Raw genomic sequence first — 25,551 nt, forward strand, 5'->3', positions numbered from 1 at the left:
ACTTTCAGTGGCGCAAACGGCGGCAGCGGAGACGTGGAGAAGCCCGTAGCCCCGGCGCCCGCCACGCTGCGGGCCCGCGTGCGGGCTCTCGGGCCCTCCATGACCCGCTCCATGCAGACCGTCGCCGAGGCCGTCGCCGCCGACCCCGCCGGCTGCGCCCGGCTCACCGTCTCCGCCCTCGCCGCGCGCACCGGCACCAGCGAGGCCACCGTCGTCCGCACCGCCCGCCTCCTCGGCTACCCCGGCTACCGCGACCTGCGCCTGGCGCTGGCCGCCCTCGCCGCCCAGCAGGAGTCCGGCGCCGCCCCCGCCGTCACCGTCGACATAGCCGTCGACGACCCGCTCGCCGACGTCGTCGCCAAACTCGCCCACGAGGAGGCGCAGACCCTCGCCGACACCGCCGCCGGACTCGACCTGACCCAGCTGGCCGCCGCCGTCACCGCCCTCGCGACCGCCCGCCGGATCGACATCTACGGCATCGGCGCTTCCGCCCTCGTCGGCCAGGACCTCGCGCAGAAGCTGCTGCGCATCGGGCTCGTCGCGCACGCCCACAGCGACCCCCACCTCGCCGTCACCAACGCCGTCCAGCTGCGCCCCGGCGACGTGGCCGTCGCGATCACCCACTCCGGCTCCACCGGCGACGTGATCGAGCCCCTCCGTACGGCCTTCGAACGCGGCGCCACCACCGTCGCCCTCACCGGCCGCCCGAACGCCCCCGTCGCCCACTACGCCGACCTGGTCCTGACCACCTCCGCCGCCCGCGAGACCCAGCTGCGCCCGGCCGCCATGTCCAGCCGCACCAGCCAGCTCCTCGTCGTCGACTGCCTCTTCGTCGGCGTGGCGCAGCAGACGTACGAGACCGCCGCCCCCGCCCTCGCCGCCTCGTACGAGGCCCTCGCCCACCGCCACACCGCCCGCTGAACCGCCCGGGAGCCCGGAGCCCGGAGTCAGGAGCCCCGACCATGACCGCGTACGCCGAACTCCGCGCCCAGCTGGAGACGCTGACCACCGAGGCCTTCCGTCCCGAACTGGCCGAGATCGACCGGCTGTCCACCCTCGACATCGCCCGCACGATGAACGCCGAGGACGCCACGGTCCCGGCCGCCGTCGCCGCGCAGCTGCCGCCGATCGCCGCCGCGATCGACGCGATCGCCGCCCGCATGGCCCGCGGCGGCCGCCTGGTCTACGCGGGCGCCGGGACGGCCGGCCGGATGGGCGTCCTGGACGCCAGCGAGTGCCCGCCCACTTTCAACACCGACCCGGCCGATGTCGTCGGCCTCATCGCGGGCGGCCCCTCCGCCATGGTCAAGTCGGTCGAAGGCGCCGAGGACTCCAAGGAGCTGGCGGCGGAAGACCTCACCGCACTGCGCCTCACCCCCGATGACACGGTGATCGGCGTCTCGGCCTCCGGCCGCACCCCGTACGCGATCGGCGCCGTCGAGTTCGCCCGTACGCGCGGCGCGCTCACCGTCGGTCTGTCCTGCAACGCGGGCTCCGCGCTCGCGGCGGCCGCCGAGCACGGCATCGAGGTCGTCGTCGGCCCCGAACTGCTCACCGGGTCGACCCGCTTGAAGGCCGGCACGGCGCAGAAGCTCGTCCTCAACCTCATCTCGACGATCACCATGATCCGCCTGGGCAAGACCTACGGGAACCTCATGGTCGACATGCGCTCCTCGAACGAGAAGCTGCGCGCCCGGGCCCGGCGCATCGTGGCGCTGGCCACCGGCGCGCCCGACACGGAGATCGAGGCGGCGCTGACCGCCACCGGCGGCGAGGTCAAGAACGCCATCCTCGTCGTCCTCGGCGGCGTCGACGGCCCGCAGGCCGCCGCCCTGCTGGCCTCCGCCCAGGGCCACCTCCGCGAAGCCCTCGCCGAAGCCCACACCCAGACCCGCTGACGAAGGCGACCCCCCACATGTCCACTGACAAGAACCGCGCCACAGCCGCCGCGATCCTTCCTCTGGTCGGCGGCCCGGACAACATCGCTTCCATCGCGCACTGCATGACCCGGCTGCGCATCGGACTGCTGGACCGTTCGCTGGTCGACGACGAGGCCCTGCGGGCCCTGCCCGCGGTCATGGGGGTGGTCGACGACGACACCTACCAGATCGTGCTGGGGCCGGGTACGGTCGCCCGCGTCACCCCGGAGTTCGAGGCGCTGGTCGAGGAGGGCCGGCGCCCGGCCGCTGCCGCCACCGCCCCGCAGCCGGTCACGGCGGACGACCTGGCCGCCCAGGGCGCGGCGCTGAAGGAAGCTCGGAAGACGCGCAACTCGACTCCCCTCAAGCTGTTCCTGCGCCGCATCGCGAACATCTTCGTCCCGCTGATCCCGGCCCTCATCGGCTGCGGCATCATCGCCGGGCTGAACGGCGTACTGACGAACGCGGGCTGGCTGCCCGGCGTCGTCCCGGCCCTGGCCGCCATCGCCTCCGGGTTCATGTCGCTGATCGCCGTCTTCGTCGGCTACAACACGGCCAAGGAGTTCGGCGGTACGCCGATCCTCGGCGGCGCGGTCGCCGCGATCATCGTCTTCCCGGGCATCGCCAAGATCGATGCCTTCGGCCAGCACCTCTCCCCCGGCCAGGGCGGCGTCCTCGGCGCGCTCGCCGCGGCCGTGCTCGCGGTCCACGTCGAGAAGTGGTGCCGCCGGTGGGTCCCCGAGGCCCTGGACGTGCTGGTCACCCCGACCCTCACCGTCCTGATCTCGGGCCTGGTCACGATCTACGGCCTCATGTTCCTCGCCGGCGAGGCCTCCGCCGCCATCGGTACGTTCGCCGACTGGCTGCTCGCCACCGGCGGCGCCTTCGCGGGCCTGGTCCTGGGCGGCCTCTTCCTGCCCCTCGTCATGCTGGGCCTGCACCAGGCCCTGATCCCCATCCACACGACCCTCATCGAACAGTCCGGCTACACGGTCCTGCTGCCGATCCTGGCCATGGCGGGCGCGGGCCAGGTCGGCGCGGCCATCGCGGTCTACTGCCGGCTCCCGCGCAACCGTTCGCTCCGTACGACCATCAAGTCCGCGCTCCCGGCCGGCTTCCTGGGCGTGGGCGAACCCCTGATCTACGGGGTCTCCCTCCCCCTCGGCCGCCCGTTCGTCACCGCCTGCATCGGCGGCGCGGCGGGCGGGGCCTTCGTCGGCCTCTTCAACCAGCTCGGTGTTGCCTTCGGCTCGACGGCCATCGGCCCTTCCGGCTGGGCCCTGTTCCCCCTGCTCAACGGCACCTCGGGCCTGGGCGCCACCCTCGCCATCTACGCGGGCGGCCTGGTGGTGGGCTACCTGCTGGGCTTCCTCGCCACGTACTTCTTCGGCTTCACCCGCCGGATGCTGACCGACCTCAACACCGACCCGCAGCCGGACACTTCGACCACCCCCACCGACCCGGCCAAGCAACCGGCCGTGGTCTGACCCCGCGAGAGCCCGGCAGGGATACGGCCGGTGCTTCCGCTCAGCGGGCCCGGCGTAGGCTGCCCGGCATGGAGATACCCGCAGTTGTACCGGCCGGACGGATGAGCGCGCTGCCCCAGCCCGTCCTCAGCCTCCCCGGCGGGTGGCTGCTGCGGCCCTGGGAGCCGTACGACGCCCCCGCGTTGGTCGCTTCGGGTGGGGACCCGGACATCCAGCACTGGAACCGCACGGGCCGGTTCACCGAGGCTCGGGCCGAGGAGCGCATCGCCCGCTACCGCTCCAACTGGGAGACCGAGAAGGCCGCGATCTGGGCCGTCGCCCCCGCCACAGGCGGCCCGGCCGTCGGGCTGATCGGCCTGGCCGACCTCGATCTCGCGGGCGGCAGCGGCGAGATCCTGTACTGGCTGCTGCCCGCCGGGCGCGGCAGCGGGATCATGGTGAAAGCCACGGACCGCGTCAGCCGCTGGGCCTTCGAGGACCTGGGCCTGCACCGCCTGCGGATCACGCACTCCGTGGCCAACCCGGCCTCCTGCGCGATCGCCCTGAAGGCCGGGTTCCCCCTGGAGGGCACCATGCGCGGCGCCCTCCTCCACGCGGACGGCTGGCACGACGAACACCTCCACGGCCGCCTGCGCACCGACGCCCTGGGGTAGACCGGGTCACGCGGCCGGGGTCGGGACCGGGCTCGCCCCCTTCTCGGTGGAGCGGGCCTTCTCCAGGAGCTCCTTGTAGGGCGTCTGCGCCACGGAGCCGCGCACCTGCGTGAGACCGTACCGATCAATGGCCTCTTCGTTCGCGTAGGGCTGGTTGGGCGGGAAGGATATCCGGTCACCCGGTGGTGACACATCCACCTTGATGTGCGGCCACTGGCCGCTGGCGATCTTCCACACGGTTACACGCTGCTGGCCGCGGGTCGCGTTCAAGATTTCACTGCTGTTCGAGATGTCGGTCCGGTATCTGAATTTCGCATCGAGCGGATCCCCTTTCTCGTGGTTCTTTTCGAGCTCCCGACCCTCCACCTTGGAGCGCTCGTAATCAGTGGTCATCGTCATTCTGTCTTTCCTGATCACGTACACCTCGGCCTGGGCCCTAAGGGCTTCATAACGGCGCCCCACCGGATCCTTGATCTCAACGACCGCGTCCTGCGCCACCTCTTCCCCTGGATTCAGGACCTGGCCCGGCTGAACGAACTGGCCATCGTAGATCAGGTCATAGTCGGACATCTTCACGTCCGGGGGACTCGCAGGCGCGCCATGGATCCAGTAGATGCTGGCGAGGACGTAGACGGGAACCTGTCCGGCGTTCTTCACGTACAGATGGACCGTCACATACATCGGCGCCCCTCCCTTTTCCATGTTCGACTCTCTGAACTCGGCCCCACTCTGTATCAGCGGGGTCGTCACATAGGGAACATAGACCTGCGAATATGCCAGGTTGGCGACGGCCAGAAGGGTGGAAACGATCACACCGATCGCAATGTTCCTGGGAATGCGGAGACCCTTCCACGCCCGGCATTTGACCAGTTCGACCAAAGCCACCGAAGACCAGACGACGAGGGCTATCCCGATCACGGTGTAGTTGGTGAAACGTTCGCCGATCTGCAGCAGAAGAACGGAAATACTACAGAAGAGGGTGATCACGACTCCGACGAGAACGACCACCCCCGAATAAGGCCATCGCCGCGTTTCCCAGAAGTCGACAGCAGCCCCGGCGGCGATCACCTCCACCACGGCCACGACAAGAATGGTGACTCCCGCGATACGTCCGCCATAGGTCAGGGCATCACCACTGTCCGCCATTCCGATCTTGAAGAGCGGATATGCGGTCGCGAGGAGCCCGAGAACCACGCAGAGGCCGGTGATTCGTCGCATCCACGGTTGGTCCGGCCAGTAAGTGCCGTCCTCGCCGACCCAACGGATGGGGTGTCCGTCTGCCACACCTTCACAACTCAGGAGTCTCTTGAGTTCCTTTTCGGACCAGACCCCGCCCACCGGCCTGCCGTCGATCAGAACTTTCCGCAAGCCGAGGTCATCCGGCGCGCCCACGGTCACCACACGCGTGTTCGCCATGACACCAGCCTGCCGCTTGTCCGCGGGAAGCGCTTCCGGAGCGTGCACCGCAAGCGCGCCCGCGCGTCAGGGTGCGCCCGGCACGGCGTGGGGAGAAGCTGGTGTTGACGTGTTGGTGCCGCTTCATCCCCACAGGAGCTCCCATGCGTACACGACTTCTCGGCTTCACCGCCGCCCTCGTACTGGCCGTTCTCGGCGCCGCGGTTCCCGTTGCGCAGGCTGCCGTACCGACTGTCACCGGACCGAAGTGCGTGGAGGGCGGCGGAACGGTGGAGTACGACGCCACCACCGGCTTGTACACCTGCGTAGGCGGCACCTACGACGCCGTGCTCATCACCACGACCTGAACGCCGACCGCACGCGCTTCCTGAATACGACTCAGCCGGCGGCGGTACGCAGGACCCGCACCAGGTCATCGACGTCGTAGCCGAGCTTCGGCCCGCGCTCCGCGGCCATCAGCAGCAGCTGGCCCACGATCTCCGCGCCCCAGCCGTCCGTACCGTCCGCCGACCACTCCCACAGCTTCTGGATCCCGAGTCCGGTCATGAGCAGCCCGTGCCCGGTACGGATCTCGGCGCACAGGTCCGCGACCGCGTCCAGCAGCCGCACACCCGGCCGCTCGCACCGCAGCCCCAGGCACCCGCCGAAGTCCTCGACCACGCACCCCTGCGGCGGGCTCGCCCTGAGCCCCTCGTAGCCCGGATCGTCGAACCCCGGATACCCGTCCACCGGACAGTGGACCAGCGTGAACCGCTGCCACCCCGGCGGCGGAGGCGGCTGCGGGCACCCCGCCGCCGACCCGAAGGACACGCGCGGCGCCAGCGCGGTCTCCAGGCCGCGCAGCTTCCAGCCGAGCTCGAAGGCGAACTCCGCCGCGTCGACGGACTCGCTCACGCGCGTGCCCTCTCGTGCAGTACGGCGGCCAGCCGGAGCGCGGTGTCCAGGTTGCAGCGGCCGAGGTCGACCAGGGGCATCCCGTACGTACCGGCCGCGGAGACCCGCTCGACACCCAGCGACGGGAAGACGACCCCCACCCCGTCCAGCGCGCCCTTCAGCTGCCGCACGGTCTCCTCGGCCGCGAGCATCCGCTCCTTCGCCGTCATCACCATGACATGTCACCTTTCTACTCTGCGTGTTCACGTTCCGCACACAGCGTGGCGACGGGCTGGCTAGCCTTTCAAGGAAGCACCGAGAACAACCCCACCTGTTGGCCCGGGAGTCGCCATGGCAGGTAAGAACCTCGATCCCTCCTCCTCACCCCGCGCCCTGCTCGGCGCCGAGCTGCGCGTGGCGCGCGAGCGCGCCGGACTGAGCCAGGCCGAACTCGGCGAACCGCTCTTTGTCAGCGGCTCGTTCATCGGCCAGCTCGAAGCGGGCACGCGCCGGATGCACATCGAATTCGCGCGCCAGATAGACGACATCCTCGACACGAACGGCTTCTTCGCCCGCAACTGCGGCGCGGCGGCCAAGTCCAAGTACCCGGACCACTTCGCGGCGGCGGCCGAGGCGGAGGCTCTGGCGACATCGATCCGGGAGTACGCGCCGCTGATCATCCCGGGGCTGCTACAGACGGAGGCGTACGCGCGGGCCGTATGCCGCGCCTACCAGCCAACGGCGACAGTGGAGACCATCGACGAGTTGGTCACGAACCGGCTGGCCCGCGCAGCCCTCCTCACTGATCCAACAACACCATTGTTTTGGTGTGTGGTTGACGAGGCGGTACTCCGACGGACGGTCGGCGGCGCGGCGGTGATGGCCGAAGCCCTGGTGCACATCGCGAACCTGATCCGGTCACACCGGATCATCGTGCAGGTACTCCCGTTCAGCGCGGGCGCCCACGCCTCCACCGGCGGTTCCATCAAGCTGATGGCCTTCGAGGACGCGCCCCCACTCGCCTACTCTCAAGGCAACGGAACAGGGCTTCTATTTGATGATCCAGCCGAGGTCAACCGCCATTCCCTGACCTACGATCTGCTCACGGCCAGTGCGCTGCCACCACACGAATCGCTGGCCTTGATCGAGTCTGTAGCGGAGGATTACGCGCATGACCAGCATGCCTGAGTACGACCTGTCAGTGGCCATCTGGCACAAGTCGAGCTACAGCGACGGCAGCGGCGGCGACTGCCTGGAAATGGCCACCTGGCGGAAGTCCACCCACAGCGACGCCAGCGGCGGCAGCTGCCTCGAGGTCGCCGACGGCCACCCCACCCTCGTCCCCGTCCGGGACTCCAAGCAGCCCGAAGGCTCGCACGTGGTGTTCCACGCACGGGCCTGGGCCGAGTTCGTCAGAACCCTCTGACGGTCAGAGACCGCCGGTGTTCAGCAGTACGTTCGGGCTGGTCTTGCTGACGCTCTTCAGGACGTCCTTGGTGGCCTCGGTGTCCAGGAACTCGTTGAGCTCCGCCGGGTCCGCGTTCGGGTGTGCCTGCTTGTAGAGGGCGGCCACACCGGCGACGTGCGGGGCTGCCATCGACGTGCCGTCGAGGGCCACGCTGCCACCGCCGAGCTTCGCGGAGACGATGGCCTGGCCGGGGGCGTAGAGGGAGACGCACGTGCCGTAGTTGGAGAAGTCGGTCTCCTCATCCCACTCGTTGGATGCGGCGACCGTGATCACGCGGGCGGCGGACGCGGGCGAGACGTTGCATGCGTCGATCGCGGAGTTGCCCGCCGCGATGACCGGCAGCACGCCCGCGTCGGACAGGGCGGTCGCGGCGTTGTTGACCGCCTCCGACCTGTCCCCGCCCAGGGAGCCGTTCATCACCGCCGGCTGCTTGGCGTTCTTGGCGATCCAGTCCATGCCCGCGATGATCCCCGACCACGTGCCCTTGCCGTCGCAGCCGAGGACGCGGACGCTGACCAGGTTCGCCTTGCGCGCCACGCCGTGCGTCTTGCCCGCCACCGTGCCCGCGACGTGCGTGCCGTGGCCCTGGCAGTCCTGGCCGTTGCGGCCGTCATTGACGGCGTCGAAACCGAAGGTGGCACGTGAGGCGTCGGGCCCGCCGAACTCGGCGTGCTTGTAGTCGATGCCGGTGTCGAGGATGTACGCGGTCACCCCGGCGCCGTTGCCTTCGGTGGTGAAGCTGTTGTCGAGCGGCAGTTCCTTCTGGTCGATCCGGTCCTGGCCCCACGAGTTCGACGGGGCACGCGACGCCCCGGCGGCCGGCATCGGCAGGGCCTGGACCGAGGCGTCCTCCTCGACCTTCTCCACGCCCAGGCTGTTGCGGACGAGCGTCAGCTCGAGCGAGGTCAGCGGTACCGCGAAGCCGCTCATCGCCGCCGTGTAGACGAACGACGGCTTCAGGCCCAGCTTCTTCGCGACCTTCGCCGCGTCCTGACCCTTCTGCAGCGTCACGATGTACTTGCCGGGCACCGGGTTTTCGGCCGTGATCAGCGGGGCCGGGTTCGGCTCCGGGGCGGCGGCGGAGGCGGAGCCGGCCGCGATCGGAGGCACGGTGAGGAGGGCGGCGGTGGCCAGGCGTGCGAGCAGGCGCATGAAAGGAACTCCCTGACGGAGTGGAACGGTCGGCATGGGTGAGCCGCCCCCGCGGCATCAAGTGCTCTGCGGGTGCGGCCCTCCCTTCCATCGGTGCCACCTCGAACCGGCTTGAACCGCCGCCCCCGCCTGGCCGATCGCCCGGCGGTCCCGTCAACACGGCGTGTCCGACAAGCTGCAGAAAGGGTTAACCCCCTCTGCCGTCAAGGCCGCGCCCCGGCCCGTACGGTCCCGGCGGCCCGGCAAGATCACCCGTACGGCCCGCCCCCACACCGGGGAGCGCACGGCTGGTGCGCCGCCAGTGCCCCCGCCTCACCCCCGAACCTCGTTGACCTGCACCGCAGCGCGTGATGGCCTCCACCCATGCGCAACCGTCTGAGCCGAGCCCTGCCCGTGGCCGTCGCCGTACTGGCCGCCGTCACCGTCGCCCTGCCCGTGTCCGCAGCCGCCGCCACAGCCACCGCCGCCGTACCCGTGTCCCGCACGGCCCCCGCCGACCACGCCACGTACATCGTCACCGTGCACCCGGGCCTCGACCCGGCCGCCGTCGCGGACGCCTACGGGATCACCCCGCTGCACGTCTACCGCGACACCCTGAACGGCTTCGCCGCCCGCCTCTCCCCCGAGCAGGTCGATGCCCTGCGGACGACCGCGGTCGTGAAGTCGGTCGAGGAGGACGGCGGCGCGTCCTCGTTCGGCCCCGCCGTCTGACCGTCTGACCGTCCGACCTCGGTTCCCTTGCCCTGCCCGCCGCCTCGTTAGGGTGAGGCGGATCAACTCATCGGTTGATCGGGGGAATCGGGGGGAGACCGATGAACAGCGCGACCGAGGTGTTCCAGCCGCTGCGGGCGGACGATCCGCAGACCGTGCCCGGCTACCGCCTCGCGGCCCGGCTCGGTGCGGGCGGCATGGGCCGGGTCTACCTGTCCCACACCCAGGGCGGCCGCCCGGTGGCCATCAAGGTGGTACGGCCGGAACTGGCCGAGGACCCGGCGTTCCGGCGGCGGTTCCGCCGGGAGGTGGAGGCGGCCAGGCGGGTCCGGGGCGCGTACACCGCCGAGCTGATCGACGCCGAGGCGGACGGAACCCCGCCCTGGCTGGCCACCCTGTACGTGCCGGGGCCCTCGCTGTCGGAGGCCGTCGCCCGGCGCGGTCCGCTGCCGGTGCCCGCGGTGCTGTGGCTGGTGGCGGGGGTGGCCGAAGCCCTCCAGGCCATCCACGGTGCGGGCATCGTGCACCGGGACCTGAAGCCGTCGAACGTGCTCCTGGCCGCCGACGGGCCCCGTGTCATCGACTTCGGCATCTCGCTGGCCTCCGACACCACCGCGGGCACCACCACGGGCAGTGCCATCGGCACGCCCCAGTACATGTCCCCCGAGCAGGCGTCGGCGGGCGAGGTCACGGCGGCCAGCGACGTCTTCGCGCTGGGCCAGACCGCCGCGTTCGCCGCGCTGGGCGAGCCGTTGTACGGAGACGGCCCCTCCGTGAGCGTGCTGTTCCGGATCGTGCACTCCGAGCCCGACCTGACCCGGCTGCCGGAGTCACTGCGCCCGCTGATCGCCCGCTGCCTGGCGGCCGATCCGGCGGAACGGGCCACCCCGGCGGAGATCGTGATGTGGTGCAGGCAGCGGCTGGGCAAGGACGCCGACGCGGGCGGCGGACCGGCCGTCTGGCGGGAGGTGACCGGGCCGGAGGTGCTGGTCCCGGCTCCGGTCCCGCCTCCGACCGCGGTGCACACGACGCCGATGGTCTGGCAGCCGCCGCCGACGGCTCCGCTCACGCCGGAGGAACGGCGCAAGCGCAGGCGGCGCACCGCTCTGATCGCCACCACGGTGGTGACGGCGTCGGCGCTCCTGCTGACCGGCCTGGCCTGGACGGTCATGGACGCGGCGGACCGGGTGCGCGAACGGCAGGCGGCCGCGGCCAAGTCGTCCGGCCCGGCGAGCGGCGGCAAGGCCAAGGCCCCGGAACCCTCCGTATCCGCATCGGCATCCGCATCGCCCAAGGTGTCCACGCCGCCCAAGCCCGTCCCCTACCCGTTGGTGCGCCTGGACGAGAAGAACTCGATCGGCATCAAGGAACCGGTCAAGCGCGACGACCGGGCAGGGGACATCCGCCTGGAGTGCGCGCAGCAGAACTGCGCGCTGGAGAGCGACGCGAGCGTGTTCACCCTGCTGTACGCCGAGCCCGGCACCGGCAGCCTCGACGCGTGCAGCCTCATCACCAAAGCCAGCAAGCAGCACACGCTCCCGCTGGCCGCGACGGCGCCCGGCAGTGAGATCTGCGTCAGGCACCCGTCGGGGGACATCGCGCTGCTCGTGATCCAGACCAAGTCGGTCGTGCGGCTGAAGAACCTGCCCGACGTGATCACCGCGGACATGACGGTCTGGCGCGCGGGCTAGCGCGGCCGGCCTAGCGCCGGTACACCGCCAACCACGAGACCTCGTACGCCATTTCCGTCACCCCCGGGCCGGGCGCCGGGTGGTAGCGGCCGGCCGATACGGAGAGGTTCACGATGAGGTACGCCCGCCAGGAGCGGCCCACGCCCTTGTGATCGGCGTACACGCGGGCGCCGTTGACCCACCAGACGACCGAGCTCCTGCCGAACTCGACCTTGAGGTCGACCCAGGCCCCGGGCCGGACCGACGGGTCGCGGTGGTAGCAGTGGGCCTCGCGGACGTGGTTCGAGAGCTCGAGCAGATCCGGGTTGTCGGGGTGGTACTCGAAGACGTCGATCTCCTGGCCGCCGTCCCGCCAGGTCCAGATCGCGGGCCACGCCCCCACCTCCACCGGGAGTTTCACCCGCGCCTCCAGCACGTCGCCGGTGCGCACCGCGAACTCCTCGTCGCTGCCCTCGGTGGTGAGCAGTCCGGTGTCCCAGTTGCCGTCGGGGCGCGGTGTCGCCCGGAAGACGCCGCCGCGGCTGTAGGCGGGGTCGGCGACGAGGTGGTCGAGCTTGTTGTCCCCGGGGTTGGTCGGGCCGCCGTCGGGATAGGCCCAGGAGCGGCCCGCCACCCACTGGGTGGCGGAGGCGAAGTCGGCGGTGAAGACGGGGGTGCGGCGGGGCGAGGGCAGCATCGGCCCGCGGCCGCCCTCACCGCCCGGAGCGAGGCGGCGCGTCAGGCGCCGCAGCCATGCGAGCGTGTCCGTGACCATAGGGTTTCTCTGCCCCGGGGGGAGCGGGCCACGCCAGAGTTCTCGCAGGGAGTAATCACACAAACACGCTCAGCGAGTGGTGGCCGGGCCGCGTGCCGCCTCGATGAAGGCGCGGATCAGCTCAGGGGACTTCACGCCGCGCGCCCGCTCCACCCCGCTGGACACGTCCACGCCCCAGGCGCCGGTGGCCTCGACGGCCTCCCGGACGGTGGCGGGGGTGAGCCCGCCCGCGAGCAGCCACTGCCCCTCGGGCGGGGTGAACTCGGCGGAGCCCCAGTTCCACGGCTTGCCGGAGCCGGGGTCCGGGGCGTCGAGCAGGAGCAGGTCCTCGCCGTACTCACCGCAGCGCTCCACGTGCTCGGCGGTGGCCCGGATGAGCCTGCGCCCCGGCGCGCGCAGTTCCTCGTAGTACTCCGGGCCCTCGTCCCCGTGGAGCTGTACGGCGCGCACCCCGCTCTCCTCGGTGAGCCGGCGCACCTCCTCGACCGGCTGCCCGCGGAACACCCCGACGGTGAGCACCGAGTCCGGCACCCGCCCGGCCAGCTCCCGCGCGGTGGCGGCATCGACCGTACGCGGACTGCCGGGGGCGAAGACGAACCCGACGGCGTCCGCCCCGGCGCCGACGGCCACGTCGACGTCATGGGCGGTCCGCAGCCCGCAGATCTTGATGAACGGTTCCGTCATACGTCGTAGTCAACCCCAGAACGGCCGGATGGACGACAACGGGGTGGAGATCACCACAGGCGGTCCGAATGCCGGACTCGACCCGCGCCGCCGAACCCGCCGGGTCAACTTCGAAGCCATCGCCATCCGATGAGGGGATGAGCGACCACTCCGGCGCATTATGTCGTTGACGACATAATGCGCTGCCCGTCATGGACGATCTGCATGTGATCGAGCTGGAGCCCGAAGTGCGGAGCTGGCTCGAACTGCTGCCGGACAAGCAGTACCGAAAGGTGGAGGAGTATGCGGAGCTGTTGGCCGTCTACGGCACCCTGACCCCGATGCCCTTCGCTCGGCCCCTCGGGAACGGGGTGTACGAGTTGAGGCCCACACTCGACGGGGTCGCCACGCGGATCACGTACTGGTTCGCGCCGGGGCGCAGAGTCGTGCTGCGAGAAAGAGCACGGGACCGCCCACATCACGTGGCCGCGGCGAGGAAGGGAACGCCTCATGAACCACACCCGTTGGAAGCTGGCCCGCGAGAAGCAGGCCGCAGGAGAGTACGTCGAGTCCGCCGAGGTCGAGTCCCAGCGAGCCGAGATCCGGCTGGCGATGGCCTTCGCCAAAGCCGTGTACGACCGGCGCAAGGCCCTGGGGCTGTCTCAGGCCGAACTGGCCGAGCGGGCCGGGCTCACCCAGGCGAAGATCTCCCGCGTGGAGGGGGCGGACGCCGTACCCACTCTGCCCCTGCTGCGCCGCCTGGCACACGCCCTCGACGCCTCGCTGAACATCGCCCTGGGCGACGACCACGAGCAGGTCGTCTTCGTCGCGCGCACAGCCGCCTGAACGCCCGAGGGCGGCACCCCCCGTGGGGAGTGCCGCCCTCGTTCGAGAACAGCCGATCAACCTTCAGGCCGGAGCCAGGGGTCGATCAGAAGTCCATGTCACCGCCCGGCATGCCGCCCGGGGCGCCGGCGCCGGCCTTCTCGGGCTTGTCGGCGATGACGGCCTCGGTGGTGAGGAAGAGGGCCGCGATGGACGCCGCGTTCTGCAGGGCAGAGCGGGTGACCTTCGCCGGGTCGATGATGCCCTCGGCGATCATGTCGACGTACTCGCCGGTCGCGGCGTTCAGGCCCCAGCCAACCGTCAGGTTGCGGACCTTCTCCACGACGACGCCACCCTCGAGACCACCGTTGACGGCGATCTGCTTGAGCGGGGCCTCGAGCGCGAGCTTCACGGCGTTGGCGCCGGTCGCCTCGTCACCCGACAGGTCGAGCTTCTCGAAGACCGAGGAGGCCTGGAGCAGGGCCACGCCGCCACCGGCGACGATGCCCTCCTCGACGGCAGCCTTCGCGTTGCGAACGGCGTCCTCGATGCGGTGCTTGCGCTCCTTGAGCTCGACCTCGGTCGCGGCTCCGGCCTTGATGACCGCAACACCGCCGGCGAGCTTCGCCAGGCGCTCCTGCAGCTTCTCGCGGTCGTAGTCCGAGTCGGAGTTCTCGATCTCGGCGCGGATCTGGTTCACGCGGCCGGCGACCTGGTCGCTGTCACCCGAACCGTCGACGATGGTGGTCTCGTCCTTGGTGATGACGACCTTGCGGGCGCGGCCGAGCAGGTCGAGACCGGCGTTCTCGAGCTTGAGGCCGACCTCCTCGGAGATGACCGTGCCGCCCGTGAGGATGGCAATGTCGCCGAGCATGGCCTTGCGGCGGTCGCCGAAGCCCGGGGCCTTGACGGCGACGGACTTGAAGGTGCCGCGGATCTTGTTGACGACCAGGGTCGACAGGGCCTCGCCCTCGACGTCCTCGGCGATGATCAGCAGCGGCTTGCCGGACTGCATGACCTTCTCCAGGAGCGGCAGCAGGTCCTTGACCGAGCCGATCTTGGAGTTGACGATCAGGATGTACGGGTCGTCGAGCGACGCCTCCATACGCTCCATGTCGGTGGCGAAGTACGCCGAGATGTAGCCCTTGTCGAAGCGCATGCCCTCGGTGAGCTCGAGCTCCAGACCGAAGGTCTGCGACTCCTCGACGGTGATGACGCCTTCCTTGCCGACCTTGTCCATCGCCTCGGCGATGAGCTCGCCGATCTGGGTGTCAGCGGCGGAGATGGAGGCCGTCGAAGCGATCTGCTCCTTGGTCTCGACATCCTTCGCCTGCTCGAGCAGGGCGCCCGAGACGGCCTCGACGGCCTTCTCGATGCCACGCTTGAGGGCCATCGGGTTGGCGCCGGCGGCCACGTTGCGCAGGCCCTCGCGGACCAGCGCCTGGGCGAGCACGGTGGCCGTGGTCGTACCGTCGCCGGCGACGTCGTCCGTCTTCTTGGCGACTTCCTTGACCAGCTCGGCGCCGATCTTCTCGTACGGGTCCTCGAGCTCGATCTCCTTGGCGATGGAGACACCATCGTTGGTGATCGTGGGGGCGCCCCACTTCTTCTCAAGGACGACGTTGCGACCCTTGGGGCCAAGGGTGACCTTGACGGCGTCGGCGAGCTGGTTCATCCCACGCTCGAGACCGCGCCGGGCCTCCTCGTCGAACGCAATGATCTTGGCCATCTGAAGTGGTCCTCCAGGACTGGGGTTCCCCCTGGGCCGCCAGGCCTGAGGGGACGGTGGATTGCTCCGGACCGCGCCCGCGCCCGCGACGGACGGCCTGCGTGCCCGGCGGTTCCTTCCCGCCGGACCCTGCTGGGCCTCACCGACCCGGTCCTCGATTTGGTAGCACTCTCACCTGGAGAGTGCTAACGCCAATGATTAGCACTCGACCCCCACGAGTGCAAGCGGCTTGGGTGAACACCCCCGGGAACGCGCGAGGGGCCCACATCCCGTGTCCAGGATGTGGGCCCCTCACAAGTACGCGTGGGCGGTCGATCGCGCCGGGACTAGCCGAGTGCGAGCTTGACCATGTCCGCCTGCGGACCCTTCTGGCCCTGCGAGATCTCGAACTCGACCCGCTGACCCTCTTCAAGGGTGCGGTACCCGTCCATCTGGATGGCGCTGTAGTGGACGAACACATCCGCACCACCGTCGACCGCGATGAAGCCGTAGCCCTTCTCCGCGTTGAACCACTTGACGGTGCCCTGAGCCATGCCTAACTCCCCTATTACTGGCCCTTGCGCAGGAACGCACTTCGCGGTCCCGGGTCATCACTTGCGTCGGAACGCGTCGACCGAGGCTGAATGTATCCGCGCCGGTGCTGTCTGCAACAGGTCAATCCGACGAGAATTCTGGACACCGCGAAACATTGAAATAGAGTGAAAAGTTGGCATGTTCCAGGGCAACTCGGGCCCCGCATATCTCGCCAAAGCCCCATACCGCACTTGCACATTGACCCGATGTCGACCCTCACGCGACCCGTTCATATGCGGCGGGCAAGAACAGCGGAGGGGACTTCCCCAACTCTACCGCGCCCAATCAAACAGAATTACCCCCTCCGCTTATTAGCGGAGGGGGTAATTACGGTTATGCGTGTCAGTCAGTCAGACGAGCACAGCATCAGCCGCCGGCCACGGCGGGGATGATCGAGACGCCGGCGCCGTCCGGCGTCACCGCCTCGAGCCCGCCTTCGAAGCGCACGTCGTCGTCGTTGACGTAGACGTTCACGAAGCGGCGCAGCTTGCCCTGGTCGTCCAGGACGCGGGCGGCGATGCCCGGGTGGTTCTGCTCCAGCGACGCGATGACCTCGGACAGGGTCGCGCCCTCGGCGGCGACCTCGGCCTGGCCGCCGGTGTAGGTGCGCAGGATGGTGGGGATGCGGACGTTGACGCTCATGGCGCTACTGCCTTTCCGGTAGAGCAGGTGGAGGTGGTCAGGCCAGGCCGGCGGCGCGGAACGCGTCCAGGCTCGGGCGGATGGTGGCGGTCTGGCCGCTGTCCGCGGCCACCGCCTCCAGGGTCTTGAGGCCGTCGCCGGTGTTCAGGACGACGGTGGTCAGCGTCGGGTCGAGCTGCCCGTTCTCGATGAGCTTCTTCGTGACGCCGACGGTCACGCCGCCCGCGGTCTCGGCGAAGATGCCCTCGGTCTGCGCGAGGATCTTGATGGCCTCGACGACCTGCTCGTCGGTGACGTCCTCGACGAAGCCGCCGGTGCGCCGCGCGATGTCCAGGACGTACGGGCCGTCCGCCGGGTTGCCGATCGCGAGGGACTTGGCGATGGTGTTCGGCTTCTGCGGGCGGACCACGTCGTGGCCGGCCTTGAAGGCCGTCGACACCGGGGAGCAGCCCTCGGCCTGGGCGCCGAAGATCTTGTACGGCTTGTCCTCGACGAGGCCGAGCTTGATCAGCTCCTGCAGACCCTTGTCGATCTTCGTCAGCTGGGAGCCGGACGCGATCGGGATGACGATCTGGTCGGGCAGCTGCCAGCCGAGCTGCTCGCAGATCTCGTACGCCAGGGTCTTGGAGCCCTCGCCGTAGTACGGGCGCAGGTTGACGTTGACGAAGCCCCAGCCCTCGCCCAGCGGGTCGCCGATGAGCTCGGAGCAGAAGCGGTTCACGTCGTCGTAGTTGCCCTCGATGCCGACGAGGTCGCCACCGTAGACACCGGCCATGACGACCTTGCCCTGCTCCAGGTCGTGCGGGATGAACACGCAGGAGCGGAAACCGGCCCGGGCGGCTGCGGCACCGACGGCGCCGGCCAGGTTGCCGGTGGAGGAGCAGGACAGGGTGGTGAAGCCGAAGGCGCGGGCGGCCTCGACGGCGATGGCCACGACGCGGTCCTTGAAGGAGTGCGTCGGGTTGCCGGAGTCGTCCTTGACGTAGAGCTTGCCGGTGATGCCGAGCTCCTTGGCCAGGTTGGCCGCGTCCACGAGCTTGGTGAAGCCCGGGTTCAGGCTCGGCTTGGAGGCCACGTCCGCGGGGACCGGCAGCAGCGGCGCGTAACGCCAGATGTTGTTCGGGCCGGCCTCGATCGCGGCGCGCAGCGCCTCGGGGTCACCGGTGGGGAGGTCGTAGGCGACTTCCAGAGGTCCGAAGCACTCGGCGCACGCGAAGATGGGGCCGAGTTCGAATCGGGTACCGCACTCGCGACAGGAAAGGCCGGTGGCGGGTCCGAGATCAACAGAGGTGGGAGCAGTCTGTGCAGCCATGATGGCGAGGCCCTTTCTCCTCATCTTCCCCATGGCGCACTTCGCCATGAGACGGAATTGGCACCTTCCCTAGCCGGGGCCCCGCGGGATGCTTGTCGCATCGCGAGAACCGACTGGAGGGTTGCCGGGGCTTCAACGGGCCGTGTCCCTCTGCCCCTCTGGATGAGCGGTATGGCACCGGCACACGCGCTCTATGGCGCGCCGGTGCGTTTGTACGCGAGGCCCCCCGGCATGCGGCGGTCCTGCGCGTTGTTCAAGACTGTAACCGAAGGGTCGTGCGGTTGAGACAGCCGTCCGAACCGCGAGATGGATCGCTTTTCGGTCAATCCGACCAAGCAGCAAGGAGTGCTGAGAGTGCTGGAAGAGGTGGAGCGCTGGCTGGCCGACCGCTCCTGGTCCGCCGCCGACCGACCGCTCGACCAGTTGCTGGACCGGAAACGGGCAGCTGGGACCACGGTCAGCGTGGTGCTGCCGGCGCTTGACGAGGAGGCCACGGTCGGCGCGATCGTCGAGGTGATCCGGCGTGAGCTGATGGAGGGACTGCCGGTCCCCCTGGTGGACGAGCTGATCGTGATCGACTCGGGCTCCAGCGACGCTACGGCGGAAGTGGCGGCGAAGGCCGGTGCCCACGTGGTGCACCGCGACGACATCCTGCCGCGGATCCCGGCACTGCCCGGCAAGGGCGAGGTGCTGTGGCGCTCCCTGCTGGCCGCCACCGGGGACATCGTCTGCTTCGTCGACGCCGACCTGCGGGACTTCTCGTCGACCTTCGTCTCCGGGATCGTGGGACCGCTGCTGACGGAGCCGGACGTGCAGTTCGTGAAGGCGATGTACGACCGCCCGCTGGGTGACGCCCCGGGCCAGGGCGGCCGGGTCACGGAGCTGGTGGCGCGCCCGCTGCTCAATCTGCACTGGCCGCGGCTGGCCGGCTTCGTCCAGCCGCTCGGCGGCGAGTACGCCGTACGCCGCTCCCTGCTGGAACGTCTGCCCTTCCCCGTCGGGTACGGCGTAGAGCTGGGCCTGCTGGTCGACGCGCTGCACACGGTCGGGCTGGACGCGCTGGCCCAGGTGGACGTGGGCGTACGGCTCCACCGCCATCAGGACGGGCAGGCGCTGGGCCGGATGGCCGCGGCGATCTACCGCACCGCGCAGCTGCGGCTCTCGCGCGGCCACCTCGTACGGCCGGAGCTGACGCAGTTCGAGCGGGGGCCGGACGGGTTCGTACCGCACACGTACCCGGTGGACACGGAGGAGCGACCGCCGATGCTCGGCATCAAGGAGTACGCCCTGCGTCGCGCGGCGTGAGGTTAGGTTGGCCGTATGGCTTCTCAGGTACTCGTTGCAGCGAACCGCGGCCCGCTCTCCTACGCCATCGCCGATGACGGGATGCTCAGCGCCCGGCGCGGCGGGGGCGGTCTCGTCTCCGGCCTCTCCGCGGCGCTGGCGCAGCAGCCCGACGCGGTGTGGATCTGCGCGGCCCTGTCGGACGCGGACCGGGAGGCGGTCCGCCGGGGCGTCGCCGAACCCGGCGTCCGAATGCTGGACATCGATCCCACGGTGTACGACGGCGCGTACAACGGCATCGCCAACTCGGTGCTGTGGTTCACCCACCACCACCTGTACGACATCCCGCGCGAGCCGGTCTTCGACGCGGCGTTCCGGCGGCACTGGGCCTCGTACACCGCCTACAACCAGGCCTTCGCGGACGCCCTGGCCGAGGAGGCGGCGGAGGGGGCCTGCGTGCTGGTGCAGGACTACCACCTGGCGCTGGTGCCGGGGCAGTTGCGGGAGCTCAGGCCGGATCTGCGGATCGCGCACTTCACGCACACGCCGTGGGCGTCGAAGGAGTTCCTGCACATGCTCCCGGACGACGTCCGGGAGCAGCTGGTCCACGGGATGCTCGGGGCGGACGTGGTGGGCTTCCACACCCGGGCCTGGGCGGACAGCTTCCTGGACGGCGCGGGCCGGGGGAACGTGGCCGTGTTCCCGCTGGGCGTGGACGCGGACGAGCTGCGGGCGCTCGCCCACCGGCCGCAGGTCGACGACAAGCTGGCGCAACTGCGGGCGGAGGTCGGGGACCTGAAGACGATCGTCCGCGTGGACCGGACGGAGCTGTCGAAGAACATCCTGCGGGGCCTGCTGGCGTACCGGGAGCTGCTGACGGTCCACCCCGAGTGGCGGGGCCGGGTGGTGCACCTGGCCTCCGCCTACCCGTCGCGGCAGGACCTGAAGGTGTACCGGGACTACACGGAGTCGGTGCGGGAGCTGGCGGCGGCCGTGAACGCGGAGTTCGGGACGGCGGACTGGCAGCCGGTGCACGTGTCCGTGAAGGACGACTTCGCGCGCTCGCTGGCGGCGTACCGGATGGCGGACGTGGCGCTGGTCAACCCGGTGCGGGACGGGATGAACCTGGTGGCGAAGGAGATCCCGGTGGTGTCGGAGGCGGGGTGCGTGCTGGTGCTGTCCACCGGGGCGGGGGCGTACGAGGAGCTCCGCCGGGACGCGCTGACCGTGAACCCGTACGACGTCACGGAGACGGCCTCGGCGTTGCACGCGGCGCTGTCCATGCCGGGGGGCGAGCGTGCGGAGCGCACCAAACGCCTGGCGGCGGCCGCCACCGCCCTTCCCCCGGCGGCCTGGTTCGAAGCCCAGCTCTCCGCCCTCCGCCCCTGACCCGCGGGTCCGCTGCTGGGGCTCCGCCCCAGACCCCGCGCCTCAAACGCCGGCGGGGCTGGATTTTGGCCGATGCCGCCCGCCAGGCGCGGCTGGATTGCCCGCAGGGCAATTCCAGCCCGCCCGGCGTTTGAGGGCGTTGCCGCGCAGCGGCAAATCCAGCCCCGCCTGGGGGCCCCTCCCAGCGGTAGCTGGGGGAGTTTGAGGCGCGGGGGTTCGGGGGCAGCGCCCCCGACAACGGCGCCGCAGGTCAGGCGCGCAAGGCCTTGGCCAGGTCGGCGAGGAAGGCCGTCACCGCGCCGGGGCCCGGCACAACGAGGTCGGCGCGGGCGGCGAGTTCTGGGACCTCGGCCGAGCCGCTGCACACCAGCAGCCCCGGCAGACCGTCGGCCCGCCGCTTCTCGACGGCCGAGTACGCGGCGAGGTCGCCCAGGTCGTCACCCGCGTACAGCACCGCCTCCGCGTCCCGCTCCGCCAGGAACTCGGTGAGGGCGACGCCCTTGTCCATGCCCGGGGGGCGGAGCTCCAGGACCGCCCGGCCCGGCTCGACCATCAGGCCGTGCCGCGCCGCCAGCTCGGCCAGCGGTTCCCGCAGCGCCGCGAAGGCCGCCTCCGGATCCTCGGCGCGCCTCGTGTGGACGGCCAGCGCCCGGCCCTTCTCCTCGATCCACGTGCCCCGCCAGGCCCCGATCGAGTCGAGGAACCCCGGCAGTTCCGCCCGGACCGCCGCCACCCCCGGATGCTCGGCGGGGGCGTGGACTATCCCGCTGACGGCGTCCCAGCGTTCGGCCCCGTAGTGGCCGAGGACGACCATGTGTTCCAGTCCGGGGACCCCGGCGAAGCCCCCGTAGCGGACGGCGACGCCCGCCGGCCGGCCGGTGATCACGGCGACGGAGGCCACCTCGGGGGCCAGCGCCGCCAGGGCGGGTACGGCATCGGGGTGGGCCCGCGCCTGGTCCGGGTCCGGGACGATCTCGGCGAGGGTGCCGTCGAAGTCCAGTGCGACCACGGATCGGCGGGGTGCGCGGAGCAGGGCATCGAGTCCCTCGCGTCCGGCTGCGGTGACGGGCATCGGCAGGTCGTGCGGATGGCTCCCCATACGGATGACCCTAACGGCCCAGCCGGGTGACGGCTACGGCTATCGCCGGGCCCGCTGGGCCTCGCGGATGCGGCGCAGGCGGTTCACCGTGCCCGGTGCGTGGGCGAGCGCCCGGGGATCGTCGATCAGGGCGTTGAGCAGCTGGTAGTAGCGGACCGGGGTCATCCCCAGCCCTTCCCGTATCGCCCGCTCCTTGGCCCCGGGCCCGGGCCAGGTGCGTCCCTCGTACGCGAGCACCGCGGCCTCCGTGGCCGTCAGCCGCCCGTCGTCCGTCATACCGCCAGATTAACGCCGCCCACCGACACCGGCCCGGCCCGGGTCGGCGCCGGCCAGGGGTCGGCGCCGGCCGGCCCGGGTCAGCGCGGCTCGGCCGCCCGCGCCGACGTCGCGATGTCCTCCAGCACCTTGGCCGGCTGTCCGCCCGGCTGGACCGCCTTGCCGATGTTCTGCTTGATGTCCTCGCTGACGCCCGCCCAGGACTTCTTGCCCACCGGGTAGAGCCGCGAGGACGGCAGTGCCTCCAGGAAGGTCTTGAGCTGCGGCGCGGAGCCGCCCGTACCGGACTGCACGGCCCGGTAGCCGGTGGTGGTGACCGGGAGCAGGTCGTACATGGTGGTGAAGGCGGTCACGTTCTTCGCCTCGTAGAGGTGGTCCAGGAACTTCCCGGACTCCTTGCGGTGGCCGTTCTTGAAGGCCATCACCCAGTCGGCGACGCCCATCGCCGAGTGCTCGGTGCCGTCGATTGTGGGCATGGTCACCATGCCGAACTTGACGCCCTTTCCGGCCGCCTGCTTGAGCAGCGTCGGGTGGCCGTTGAGCATGCCGACCTCGCCCCGCGTGAAGGCGTCGAAGGCGGCCTGCCGGTCCACCTTGCCCGGTTCGACGGATCCGGTCAGGCCCTGGCCGACCATCTTGTCCCGGAGGAACTCCAGCGCCTTGACGTTCTCGGCGGAGTCGATGGAGTACTGCTCTTCGTTGTCGGTGTAGCCGCCGCCGCCCGACAGCATCCACATCATCGTCTCGGCCTGCGCCTCCTCGCGGCCCAGCGGCAGCGCGAAGGGGGTGGGGACGCCGGCGCCCTTGAGCTTCTTCGCGGCCGCTTCCAGCTCCGCCCAGCTCTTGGGCTGCCAGCCGTTCTTGGCGTCCTTCGCGATGACCCCGGCGTCGGTCAGCAGCTTCTCGTTGTAGAAGAGCAGCCGGGTGCTGGCCACGAAGGGCAGCCCGTACTGGATCCGCTTGACCTTGCCCGCGTCGGCGAGCGGCCCGAGGAAGTCGGCCTCGGTCTTGACGGAGAGCAGCTCGTCCGCCGTGTAGAGCTTGCCCGCCTCCGCGTAGTCGGCGTAGGCGCCGATCTGCGCGATGTCGGGGGCCTTGCCCGCCTTGACCATCTCGGCGACCTTGGCGTCGACCTCGGACCAGGAGTAGACGCTGACCTCGACGTTGATGCCGGGGTTGTCCTTCTCGAAGCCCTCGGCGAGCGTCTTCCAGTAGGTGGCCGACGAGTTCTGCGGATTGTCCCCGTACTCGGCCGCCACGACCCGCAGGGTCACCTCGTTGTCCCCGGTGAGCCCGCCGACGGCTCCGCAGCCCGTCAGTGCCACGGCAGTCAGACACAGTGCGGCGCCGGACGCGGCCAGGCGCAGGTATCGGCGGTTCACAGTTCTCTTTCCACCCCTTGTTGTACGTACGATCCACGTAAGGTCTACACCACTTTGGCCGCTGGTCCACATCCTTGGTCCCGAATTTGTATGGCCACTCAACAATCCCCCTCAATGGACTAGACCTTTCCCCGTGAAGCACGCGAGACTGTCACCTGTGAAACCCGTGAAACACGTCATCGCCCTCGATGTGGGCGGCACCGGGATGAAGGCTGCCCTGGTCGCCGCCGACGGCACCCTGCTCCACGAGGCGCGCCGCGCCACCGGCCGCGAGCGGGGCGCCGACGCCGTCGTCGAGACGATCCAGGACTTCGCCGCCGAACTGCTCGACATCGGCCGGGAGCGCTGCGGACGGGCCGCCTCGGCCGCCGGAGTCGCCGTCCCCGGCATCGTCGACGCCGAGAACGGGATCGCCGTCTACGCGGCGAACCTGGGCTGGCGCGACGTACCGATGCGCGCACTGCTCAGCAGCCGGCTCGGCGGCATCCCGGTGGCCCTCGGCCACGACGTGCGCACGGGCGGCCTCGCCGAAGGCCGCATCGGCGCGGGCCGCGGCGCCGACCGCTTCCTGTTCGTGCCGCTGGGCACCGGCATCGCCGGAGCCATCGGCATCGCCGGCCGCATCGAGGCCGGAGCCCACGGCTACGCGGGCGAGATCGGTCACATCGTGGTCCGCCCCGGCGGCCCCGCCTGCGGCTGCGGCCAGTACGGCTGCCTGGAGACCCTCGCCTCCGCCTCCGCCGTCTCCCGCGCCTGGGCCGCCGCCTGCGGCGAACCCGAGGCCGATGCGGCCGACTGCGCCAAGGCCGTCGAATCCGGCGACGAACGCGCCCGCGAGGTGTGGCTGGCCGCGATCGGCGCCCTCGCGGACGGCCTGGTCACCGCGATCACCCTGCTGGACCCGCGCACGCTGATCATCGGTGGCGGGCTCGCCGAGGCGGGGGAAACCTTGTTCACACCACTGCGGACGGCCGTCGAGGAGCGCGTGACGTTCCAGCGGCTGCCGCACATCGTTCCGGCGGCCCTCGGGGACACCGCCGGATGCCTGGGCGCAGGGCTGCTCGCCTGGGACCTACTCGCCACGGAGGTACCTGCCTGATGTCCGGAAGCGCGCACAGCACTGTTCTCTCCGGCGCCAGGGTGGTGCTGCCCACCGGAACCGTGGCCAACGGCCGTGTCATCGTCGACGGCGACCGCATCGCCGGCAGCGCCCGGGAGGGCGCGCGGGTCGTGGACCTGGCCGGGCACTGGATCGTCCCCGGCTTCGTCGACATGCACAACCACGGCGGCGGCGGCGCCTCGTTCACCTCCGGCACCGCCGAGGAGGTCCTCAAGGGCGTCCGCACCCACCGCGAGCACGGCACCACCACCCTGGTCGCCTCCACCGTCACCGGGGACCTGGACGAACTGGCCCGCCGCGCCGGGCTGCTCGCCGAACTGACCCAGCAGGGCGAGATCGCGGGCATCCACTTCGAGGGCCCGTTCATCAACGCCTGCCGCAAGGGCGCGCACAAGGAGGACCTGCTCCGCGACCCCGACCCGGCCGAGGTCCGCAAGCTCATCGACGCCGCGCACGGCGCCGCCCGCATGTTCACCCTCGCCACCGAACTGCCGGGCGGCCTGGACTCCGTACGGCTGCTGGCCGAGCACGGGGTCATCGCCGCGATCGGGCACACGGACGCCACGTACGAGCAGACGCGCGCCGCCATCGACGCGGGCGCGACCGTGGCCACCCACCTCTTCAACGCGATGCCGGGCCTCGCGCACCGCGAACCCGGCCCGATCGCCGCGCTGCTGGAGGACGAGCGGATCACCGTCGAGCTGATCAACGACGGCACCCACCTGCACCCGGCGGCGCTGGAACTGGCCTTCCACCACGCGGGCGCGCACCGCGTGGCCCTGATCACCGACGCGATGGACGCGGCCGGGTTCGGCGACGGGACCTACCACCTCGGCCCGCTGGAGGTCGAGGTCAAGGAGGGCGTGGCCCGGCTGGTGGAGGGCGGCTCCATCGCCGGTTCGACGCTGACCCTGGACACCGCCTTCAAGCGCTCGGTGACCGTCGACAAGCTGCCCGTGGAGTCGGTGGTCCAGGCGATCTCCGCCAACCCGGCCAAGCTGATCGGCCTGTACGACGAGATCGGCTCGCTGGAGCCGGGCAAGTACGCCGACCTGGTCGTCCTGGACGCCGAGTTCGGCCTCAAGGGCGTCATGCGGCGCGGCGAATGGATCGTCAGCCCGGCCGCGTAGGAG

27 protein-coding genes, 1 pseudogene and 1 riboswitch are annotated in these 25,551 nt (G+C 70.6%); of the genes and pseudogenes, 15 read left to right on the forward strand and 13 right to left on the reverse strand.

What is annotated here, in order from left to right:
- Window positions 1–33 precede the first annotated feature (33 nt).
- The 4 genes from JIW86_RS19130 to JIW86_RS19145 all read left to right on the forward strand — a co-directional run bounded on the left by JIW86_RS19130 (window position 34) and on the right by JIW86_RS19145 (window position 4,059).
- Entirely contained in the window at window positions 34–921 is an 888-nt protein-coding gene (locus JIW86_RS19130; RefSeq protein ID WP_257555042.1) for a MurR/RpiR family transcriptional regulator, read from the forward strand.
- A 41-nt stretch (window positions 922–962) separates the two neighbouring features.
- On the forward strand, window positions 963–1,898 hold the full coding sequence (murQ, locus tag JIW86_RS19135; protein ID WP_257555043.1) for an N-acetylmuramic acid 6-phosphate etherase: 936 nt from the start codon (window positions 963–965) through the stop codon (window positions 1,896–1,898).
- Between the two features lie 17 nt (window positions 1,899–1,915).
- Window positions 1,916–3,406 (forward strand): PTS transporter subunit EIIC, encoded by a 1,491-nt coding sequence (locus tag JIW86_RS19140; protein ID WP_257555045.1) that lies wholly within the window; start codon window positions 1,916–1,918, stop codon window positions 3,404–3,406.
- 68 nt (window positions 3,407–3,474) lie between these two features.
- Window positions 3,475–4,059, forward strand: a complete 585-nt coding sequence (locus tag JIW86_RS19145; RefSeq protein ID WP_257555046.1) for a GNAT family N-acetyltransferase — start codon at window positions 3,475–3,477, stop codon at window positions 4,057–4,059.
- 6 nt (window positions 4,060–4,065) lie between these two features.
- Here JIW86_RS19145 and JIW86_RS19150 read toward each other — a convergent pair whose 3' ends face one another.
- A complete protein-coding gene (locus JIW86_RS19150; protein ID WP_257555047.1) occupies window positions 4,066–5,475 on the reverse strand; it encodes a hypothetical protein in 1,410 nt (469 codons plus the stop codon).
- Window positions 5,476–5,618: 143 nt separating this feature from the next.
- On the opposite strand from JIW86_RS19150, the gene JIW86_RS19155 reads away from it, so the two are divergent.
- Complete coding sequence (locus tag JIW86_RS19155; RefSeq protein WP_257555048.1) at window positions 5,619–5,822, forward strand: hypothetical protein; 204 nt, start codon at window positions 5,619–5,621, stop codon at window positions 5,820–5,822.
- 31 nt (window positions 5,823–5,853) lie between these two features.
- On the opposite strand, the gene JIW86_RS19160 is transcribed toward JIW86_RS19155, so the two are convergent.
- Window positions 5,854–6,369, reverse strand: coding sequence for an amidase (locus tag JIW86_RS19160; protein WP_257555049.1), 516 nt, complete (start codon window positions 6,367–6,369; stop codon window positions 5,854–5,856).
- Window positions 6,366–6,584 (reverse strand): hypothetical protein, encoded by a 219-nt coding sequence (locus JIW86_RS19165; RefSeq protein ID WP_215139585.1) that lies wholly within the window; start codon window positions 6,582–6,584, stop codon window positions 6,366–6,368. The genes JIW86_RS19160 and JIW86_RS19165 overlap by 4 nt, the downstream gene beginning before the upstream one ends.
- Before the next feature lie 115 nt (window positions 6,585–6,699).
- On the opposite strand from JIW86_RS19165, the gene JIW86_RS19170 reads away from it, so the two are divergent.
- Both JIW86_RS19170 and JIW86_RS19175 read left to right on the forward strand, forming a co-directional pair.
- Window positions 6,700–7,536 (forward strand): helix-turn-helix domain-containing protein, encoded by an 837-nt coding sequence (locus JIW86_RS19170; RefSeq protein ID WP_257555051.1) that lies wholly within the window; start codon window positions 6,700–6,702, stop codon window positions 7,534–7,536.
- Window positions 7,520–7,774 carry a DUF397 domain-containing protein gene (locus JIW86_RS19175; RefSeq protein ID WP_257555053.1) on the forward strand — a complete coding sequence of 85 codons (255 nt, stop codon included), beginning with the start codon at window positions 7,520–7,522 and terminating at the stop codon, window positions 7,772–7,774. Before JIW86_RS19170 ends, JIW86_RS19175 begins: the two co-directional genes overlap by 17 nt.
- A 3-nt stretch (window positions 7,775–7,777) precedes the next feature.
- Here the strand turns inward: JIW86_RS19175 and JIW86_RS19180 are convergent, their stop codons facing one another.
- Window positions 7,778–8,968: a S8 family peptidase gene (locus tag JIW86_RS19180; protein WP_257555054.1), complete on the reverse strand. Its 1,191-nt coding sequence runs from the start codon at window positions 8,966–8,968 to the stop codon at window positions 7,778–7,780.
- Window positions 8,969–9,331: 363 nt separating this feature from the next.
- On the opposite strand from JIW86_RS19180, the gene JIW86_RS19185 reads away from it, so the two are divergent.
- On the forward strand, window positions 9,332–9,679 hold the full coding sequence (locus JIW86_RS19185) for a protease inhibitor I9 family protein (RefSeq protein WP_257555056.1): 348 nt from the start codon (window positions 9,332–9,334) through the stop codon (window positions 9,677–9,679).
- Window positions 9,680–9,780: 101 nt separating this feature from the next.
- Window positions 9,781–11,370: a serine/threonine-protein kinase gene (locus JIW86_RS19190; RefSeq protein ID WP_257555057.1), complete on the forward strand. Its 1,590-nt coding sequence runs from the start codon at window positions 9,781–9,783 to the stop codon at window positions 11,368–11,370.
- A gap of 10 nt (window positions 11,371–11,380) precedes the next feature.
- Here the strand turns inward: JIW86_RS19190 and JIW86_RS19195 are convergent, their stop codons facing one another.
- Together JIW86_RS19195 and JIW86_RS19200 are read right to left on the reverse strand one after the other, a co-directional pair.
- Window positions 11,381–12,046 carry a beta-glucanase gene (locus JIW86_RS19195; protein ID WP_257559360.1) on the reverse strand — a complete coding sequence of 222 codons (666 nt, stop codon included), beginning with the start codon at window positions 12,044–12,046 and terminating at the stop codon, window positions 11,381–11,383.
- 147 nt (window positions 12,047–12,193) lie between these two features.
- Window positions 12,194–12,808 carry a phosphoribosylanthranilate isomerase gene (locus JIW86_RS19200; RefSeq protein ID WP_257555058.1) on the reverse strand — a complete coding sequence of 205 codons (615 nt, stop codon included), beginning with the start codon at window positions 12,806–12,808 and terminating at the stop codon, window positions 12,194–12,196.
- A 191-nt stretch (window positions 12,809–12,999) separates the two neighbouring features.
- Between JIW86_RS19200 and JIW86_RS19205 the strand changes: the two are divergent.
- Both JIW86_RS19205 and JIW86_RS19210 read left to right on the forward strand, forming a co-directional pair.
- A pseudogene (locus JIW86_RS19205) lies at window positions 13,000–13,179 on the forward strand (type II toxin-antitoxin system RelE/ParE family toxin); the annotation flags it as partial.
- Window positions 13,180–13,297: 118 nt separating this feature from the next.
- On the forward strand, window positions 13,298–13,633 hold the full coding sequence (locus tag JIW86_RS19210) for a helix-turn-helix domain-containing protein (protein ID WP_215139593.1): 336 nt from the start codon (window positions 13,298–13,300) through the stop codon (window positions 13,631–13,633).
- Window positions 13,634–13,718: 85 nt separating this feature from the next.
- Here JIW86_RS19210 and groL read toward each other — a convergent pair whose 3' ends face one another.
- The 4 genes from groL to thrC form a co-directional block, all read right to left on the reverse strand.
- The gene (gene groL / locus JIW86_RS19215; RefSeq protein ID WP_257555060.1) at window positions 13,719–15,341 is read right to left on the reverse strand and encodes a chaperonin GroEL; all 1,623 of its coding nucleotides are present in this window, start codon (window positions 15,339–15,341) and stop codon (window positions 13,719–13,721) included.
- A 326-nt stretch (window positions 15,342–15,667) separates the two neighbouring features.
- Window positions 15,668–15,874 (reverse strand): cold-shock protein, encoded by a 207-nt coding sequence (locus tag JIW86_RS19220; protein ID WP_030009783.1) that lies wholly within the window; start codon window positions 15,872–15,874, stop codon window positions 15,668–15,670.
- A 406-nt stretch (window positions 15,875–16,280) separates the two neighbouring features.
- Window positions 16,281–16,556: a MoaD/ThiS family protein gene (locus JIW86_RS19225; protein ID WP_257555069.1), complete on the reverse strand. Its 276-nt coding sequence runs from the start codon at window positions 16,554–16,556 to the stop codon at window positions 16,281–16,283.
- Between the two features lie 37 nt (window positions 16,557–16,593).
- Window positions 16,594–17,892: a threonine synthase gene (gene thrC, locus JIW86_RS19230; protein ID WP_257555070.1), complete on the reverse strand. Its 1,299-nt coding sequence runs from the start codon at window positions 17,890–17,892 to the stop codon at window positions 16,594–16,596.
- Window positions 17,886–18,037, reverse strand: a riboswitch (SAM riboswitch). It overlaps the preceding gene by 7 nt.
- 185 nt (window positions 18,038–18,222) lie before the next feature.
- On the opposite strand from thrC, the gene JIW86_RS19235 reads away from it, so the two are divergent.
- Together JIW86_RS19235 and JIW86_RS19240 are read left to right on the forward strand one after the other, a co-directional pair.
- Window positions 18,223–19,173 carry a glucosyl-3-phosphoglycerate synthase gene (locus JIW86_RS19235; RefSeq protein WP_215139597.1) on the forward strand — a complete coding sequence of 317 codons (951 nt, stop codon included), beginning with the start codon at window positions 18,223–18,225 and terminating at the stop codon, window positions 19,171–19,173.
- Between the two features lie 15 nt (window positions 19,174–19,188).
- Entirely contained in the window at window positions 19,189–20,541 is a 1,353-nt protein-coding gene (locus JIW86_RS19240; protein WP_257555073.1) for an alpha,alpha-trehalose-phosphate synthase (UDP-forming), read from the forward strand.
- A 250-nt stretch (window positions 20,542–20,791) separates the two neighbouring features.
- On the opposite strand, the gene otsB is transcribed toward JIW86_RS19240, so the two are convergent.
- The 3 genes from otsB to JIW86_RS19255 all read right to left on the reverse strand — a co-directional run bounded on the left by otsB (window position 20,792) and on the right by JIW86_RS19255 (window position 23,298).
- Window positions 20,792–21,640 (reverse strand): trehalose-phosphatase, encoded by an 849-nt coding sequence (gene otsB, locus JIW86_RS19245; protein ID WP_215139599.1) that lies wholly within the window; start codon window positions 21,638–21,640, stop codon window positions 20,792–20,794.
- A gap of 39 nt (window positions 21,641–21,679) precedes the next feature.
- Window positions 21,680–21,916 carry a DUF3263 domain-containing protein gene (locus JIW86_RS19250; RefSeq protein WP_257555075.1) on the reverse strand — a complete coding sequence of 79 codons (237 nt, stop codon included), beginning with the start codon at window positions 21,914–21,916 and terminating at the stop codon, window positions 21,680–21,682.
- Between the two features lie 80 nt (window positions 21,917–21,996).
- Window positions 21,997–23,298, reverse strand: a complete 1,302-nt coding sequence (locus JIW86_RS19255; protein WP_257555076.1) for an extracellular solute-binding protein — start codon at window positions 23,296–23,298, stop codon at window positions 21,997–21,999.
- Window positions 23,299–23,464: 166 nt separating this feature from the next.
- Between JIW86_RS19255 and JIW86_RS19260 the strand changes: the two genes are divergently transcribed.
- On the forward strand, window positions 23,465–24,397 hold the full coding sequence (locus tag JIW86_RS19260; protein WP_257559361.1) for an ROK family protein: 933 nt from the start codon (window positions 23,465–23,467) through the stop codon (window positions 24,395–24,397).
- Window positions 24,397–25,548 carry an N-acetylglucosamine-6-phosphate deacetylase gene (nagA, locus tag JIW86_RS19265; RefSeq protein WP_257555078.1) on the forward strand — a complete coding sequence of 384 codons (1,152 nt, stop codon included), beginning with the start codon at window positions 24,397–24,399 and terminating at the stop codon, window positions 25,546–25,548. Before JIW86_RS19260 ends, nagA begins: the two co-directional genes overlap by 1 nt.
- Window positions 25,549–25,551 lie beyond the last annotated feature (3 nt).

This window comes from Streptomyces sp. NBC_00162, from assembly GCF_024611995.1.
In the GTDB taxonomy this organism is placed as follows: Bacteria; Actinomycetota; Actinomycetes; order Streptomycetales; family Streptomycetaceae; genus Streptomyces.

What these genes read in the sequence shown, in the direction of transcription:
- murQ (WP_257555043.1), top strand. Translation starts at nt 963, where the DNA reads ATGACCGCGTACGCCGAACTCCGCGCCCAGCTGGAGACGCTGACCACC.
- JIW86_RS19140 (WP_257555045.1), top strand. Translation starts at nt 1,916, where the DNA reads ATGTCCACTGACAAGAACCGCGCCACAGCCGCCGCGATCCTTCCTCTG.
- JIW86_RS19145 (WP_257555046.1), top strand. Translation starts at nt 3,475, where the DNA reads ATGGAGATACCCGCAGTTGTACCGGCCGGACGGATGAGCGCGCTGCCC.
- JIW86_RS19150 (WP_257555047.1), bottom strand. Translation starts at nt 5,475, where the DNA reads ATGGCGAACACGCGTGTGGTGACCGTGGGCGCGCCGGATGACCTCGGC.
- JIW86_RS19155 (WP_257555048.1), top strand. Translation starts at nt 5,619, where the DNA reads ATGCGTACACGACTTCTCGGCTTCACCGCCGCCCTCGTACTGGCCGTT.
- JIW86_RS19165 (WP_215139585.1), bottom strand. Translation starts at nt 6,584, where the DNA reads ATGGTGATGACGGCGAAGGAGCGGATGCTCGCGGCCGAGGAGACCGTG.
- JIW86_RS19170 (WP_257555051.1), top strand. Translation starts at nt 6,700, where the DNA reads ATGGCAGGTAAGAACCTCGATCCCTCCTCCTCACCCCGCGCCCTGCTC.
- JIW86_RS19175 (WP_257555053.1), top strand. Translation starts at nt 7,520, where the DNA reads ATGACCAGCATGCCTGAGTACGACCTGTCAGTGGCCATCTGGCACAAG.
- JIW86_RS19180 (WP_257555054.1), bottom strand. Translation starts at nt 8,968, where the DNA reads ATGCGCCTGCTCGCACGCCTGGCCACCGCCGCCCTCCTCACCGTGCCT.
- JIW86_RS19185 (WP_257555056.1), top strand. Translation starts at nt 9,332, where the DNA reads ATGCGCAACCGTCTGAGCCGAGCCCTGCCCGTGGCCGTCGCCGTACTG.
- JIW86_RS19190 (WP_257555057.1), top strand. Translation starts at nt 9,781, where the DNA reads ATGAACAGCGCGACCGAGGTGTTCCAGCCGCTGCGGGCGGACGATCCG.
- JIW86_RS19195 (WP_257559360.1), bottom strand. Translation starts at nt 12,046, where the DNA reads ATGCTGCCCTCGCCCCGCCGCACCCCCGTCTTCACCGCCGACTTCGCC.
- JIW86_RS19200 (WP_257555058.1), bottom strand. Translation starts at nt 12,808, where the DNA reads ATGACGGAACCGTTCATCAAGATCTGCGGGCTGCGGACCGCCCATGAC.
- JIW86_RS19210 (WP_215139593.1), top strand. Translation starts at nt 13,298, where the DNA reads ATGAACCACACCCGTTGGAAGCTGGCCCGCGAGAAGCAGGCCGCAGGA.
- groL (WP_257555060.1), bottom strand. Translation starts at nt 15,341, where the DNA reads ATGGCCAAGATCATTGCGTTCGACGAGGAGGCCCGGCGCGGTCTCGAG.
- JIW86_RS19220 (WP_030009783.1), bottom strand. Translation starts at nt 15,874, where the DNA reads ATGGCTCAGGGCACCGTCAAGTGGTTCAACGCGGAGAAGGGCTACGGC.
- JIW86_RS19225 (WP_257555069.1), bottom strand. Translation starts at nt 16,556, where the DNA reads ATGAGCGTCAACGTCCGCATCCCCACCATCCTGCGCACCTACACCGGC.
- thrC (WP_257555070.1), bottom strand. Translation starts at nt 17,892, where the DNA reads ATGAGGAGAAAGGGCCTCGCCATCATGGCTGCACAGACTGCTCCCACC.
- JIW86_RS19240 (WP_257555073.1), top strand. Translation starts at nt 19,189, where the DNA reads ATGGCTTCTCAGGTACTCGTTGCAGCGAACCGCGGCCCGCTCTCCTAC.
- otsB (WP_215139599.1), bottom strand. Translation starts at nt 21,640, where the DNA reads ATGGGGAGCCATCCGCACGACCTGCCGATGCCCGTCACCGCAGCCGGA.
- JIW86_RS19250 (WP_257555075.1), bottom strand. Translation starts at nt 21,916, where the DNA reads ATGACGGACGACGGGCGGCTGACGGCCACGGAGGCCGCGGTGCTCGCG.
- nagA (WP_257555078.1), top strand. Translation starts at nt 24,397, where the DNA reads ATGTCCGGAAGCGCGCACAGCACTGTTCTCTCCGGCGCCAGGGTGGTG.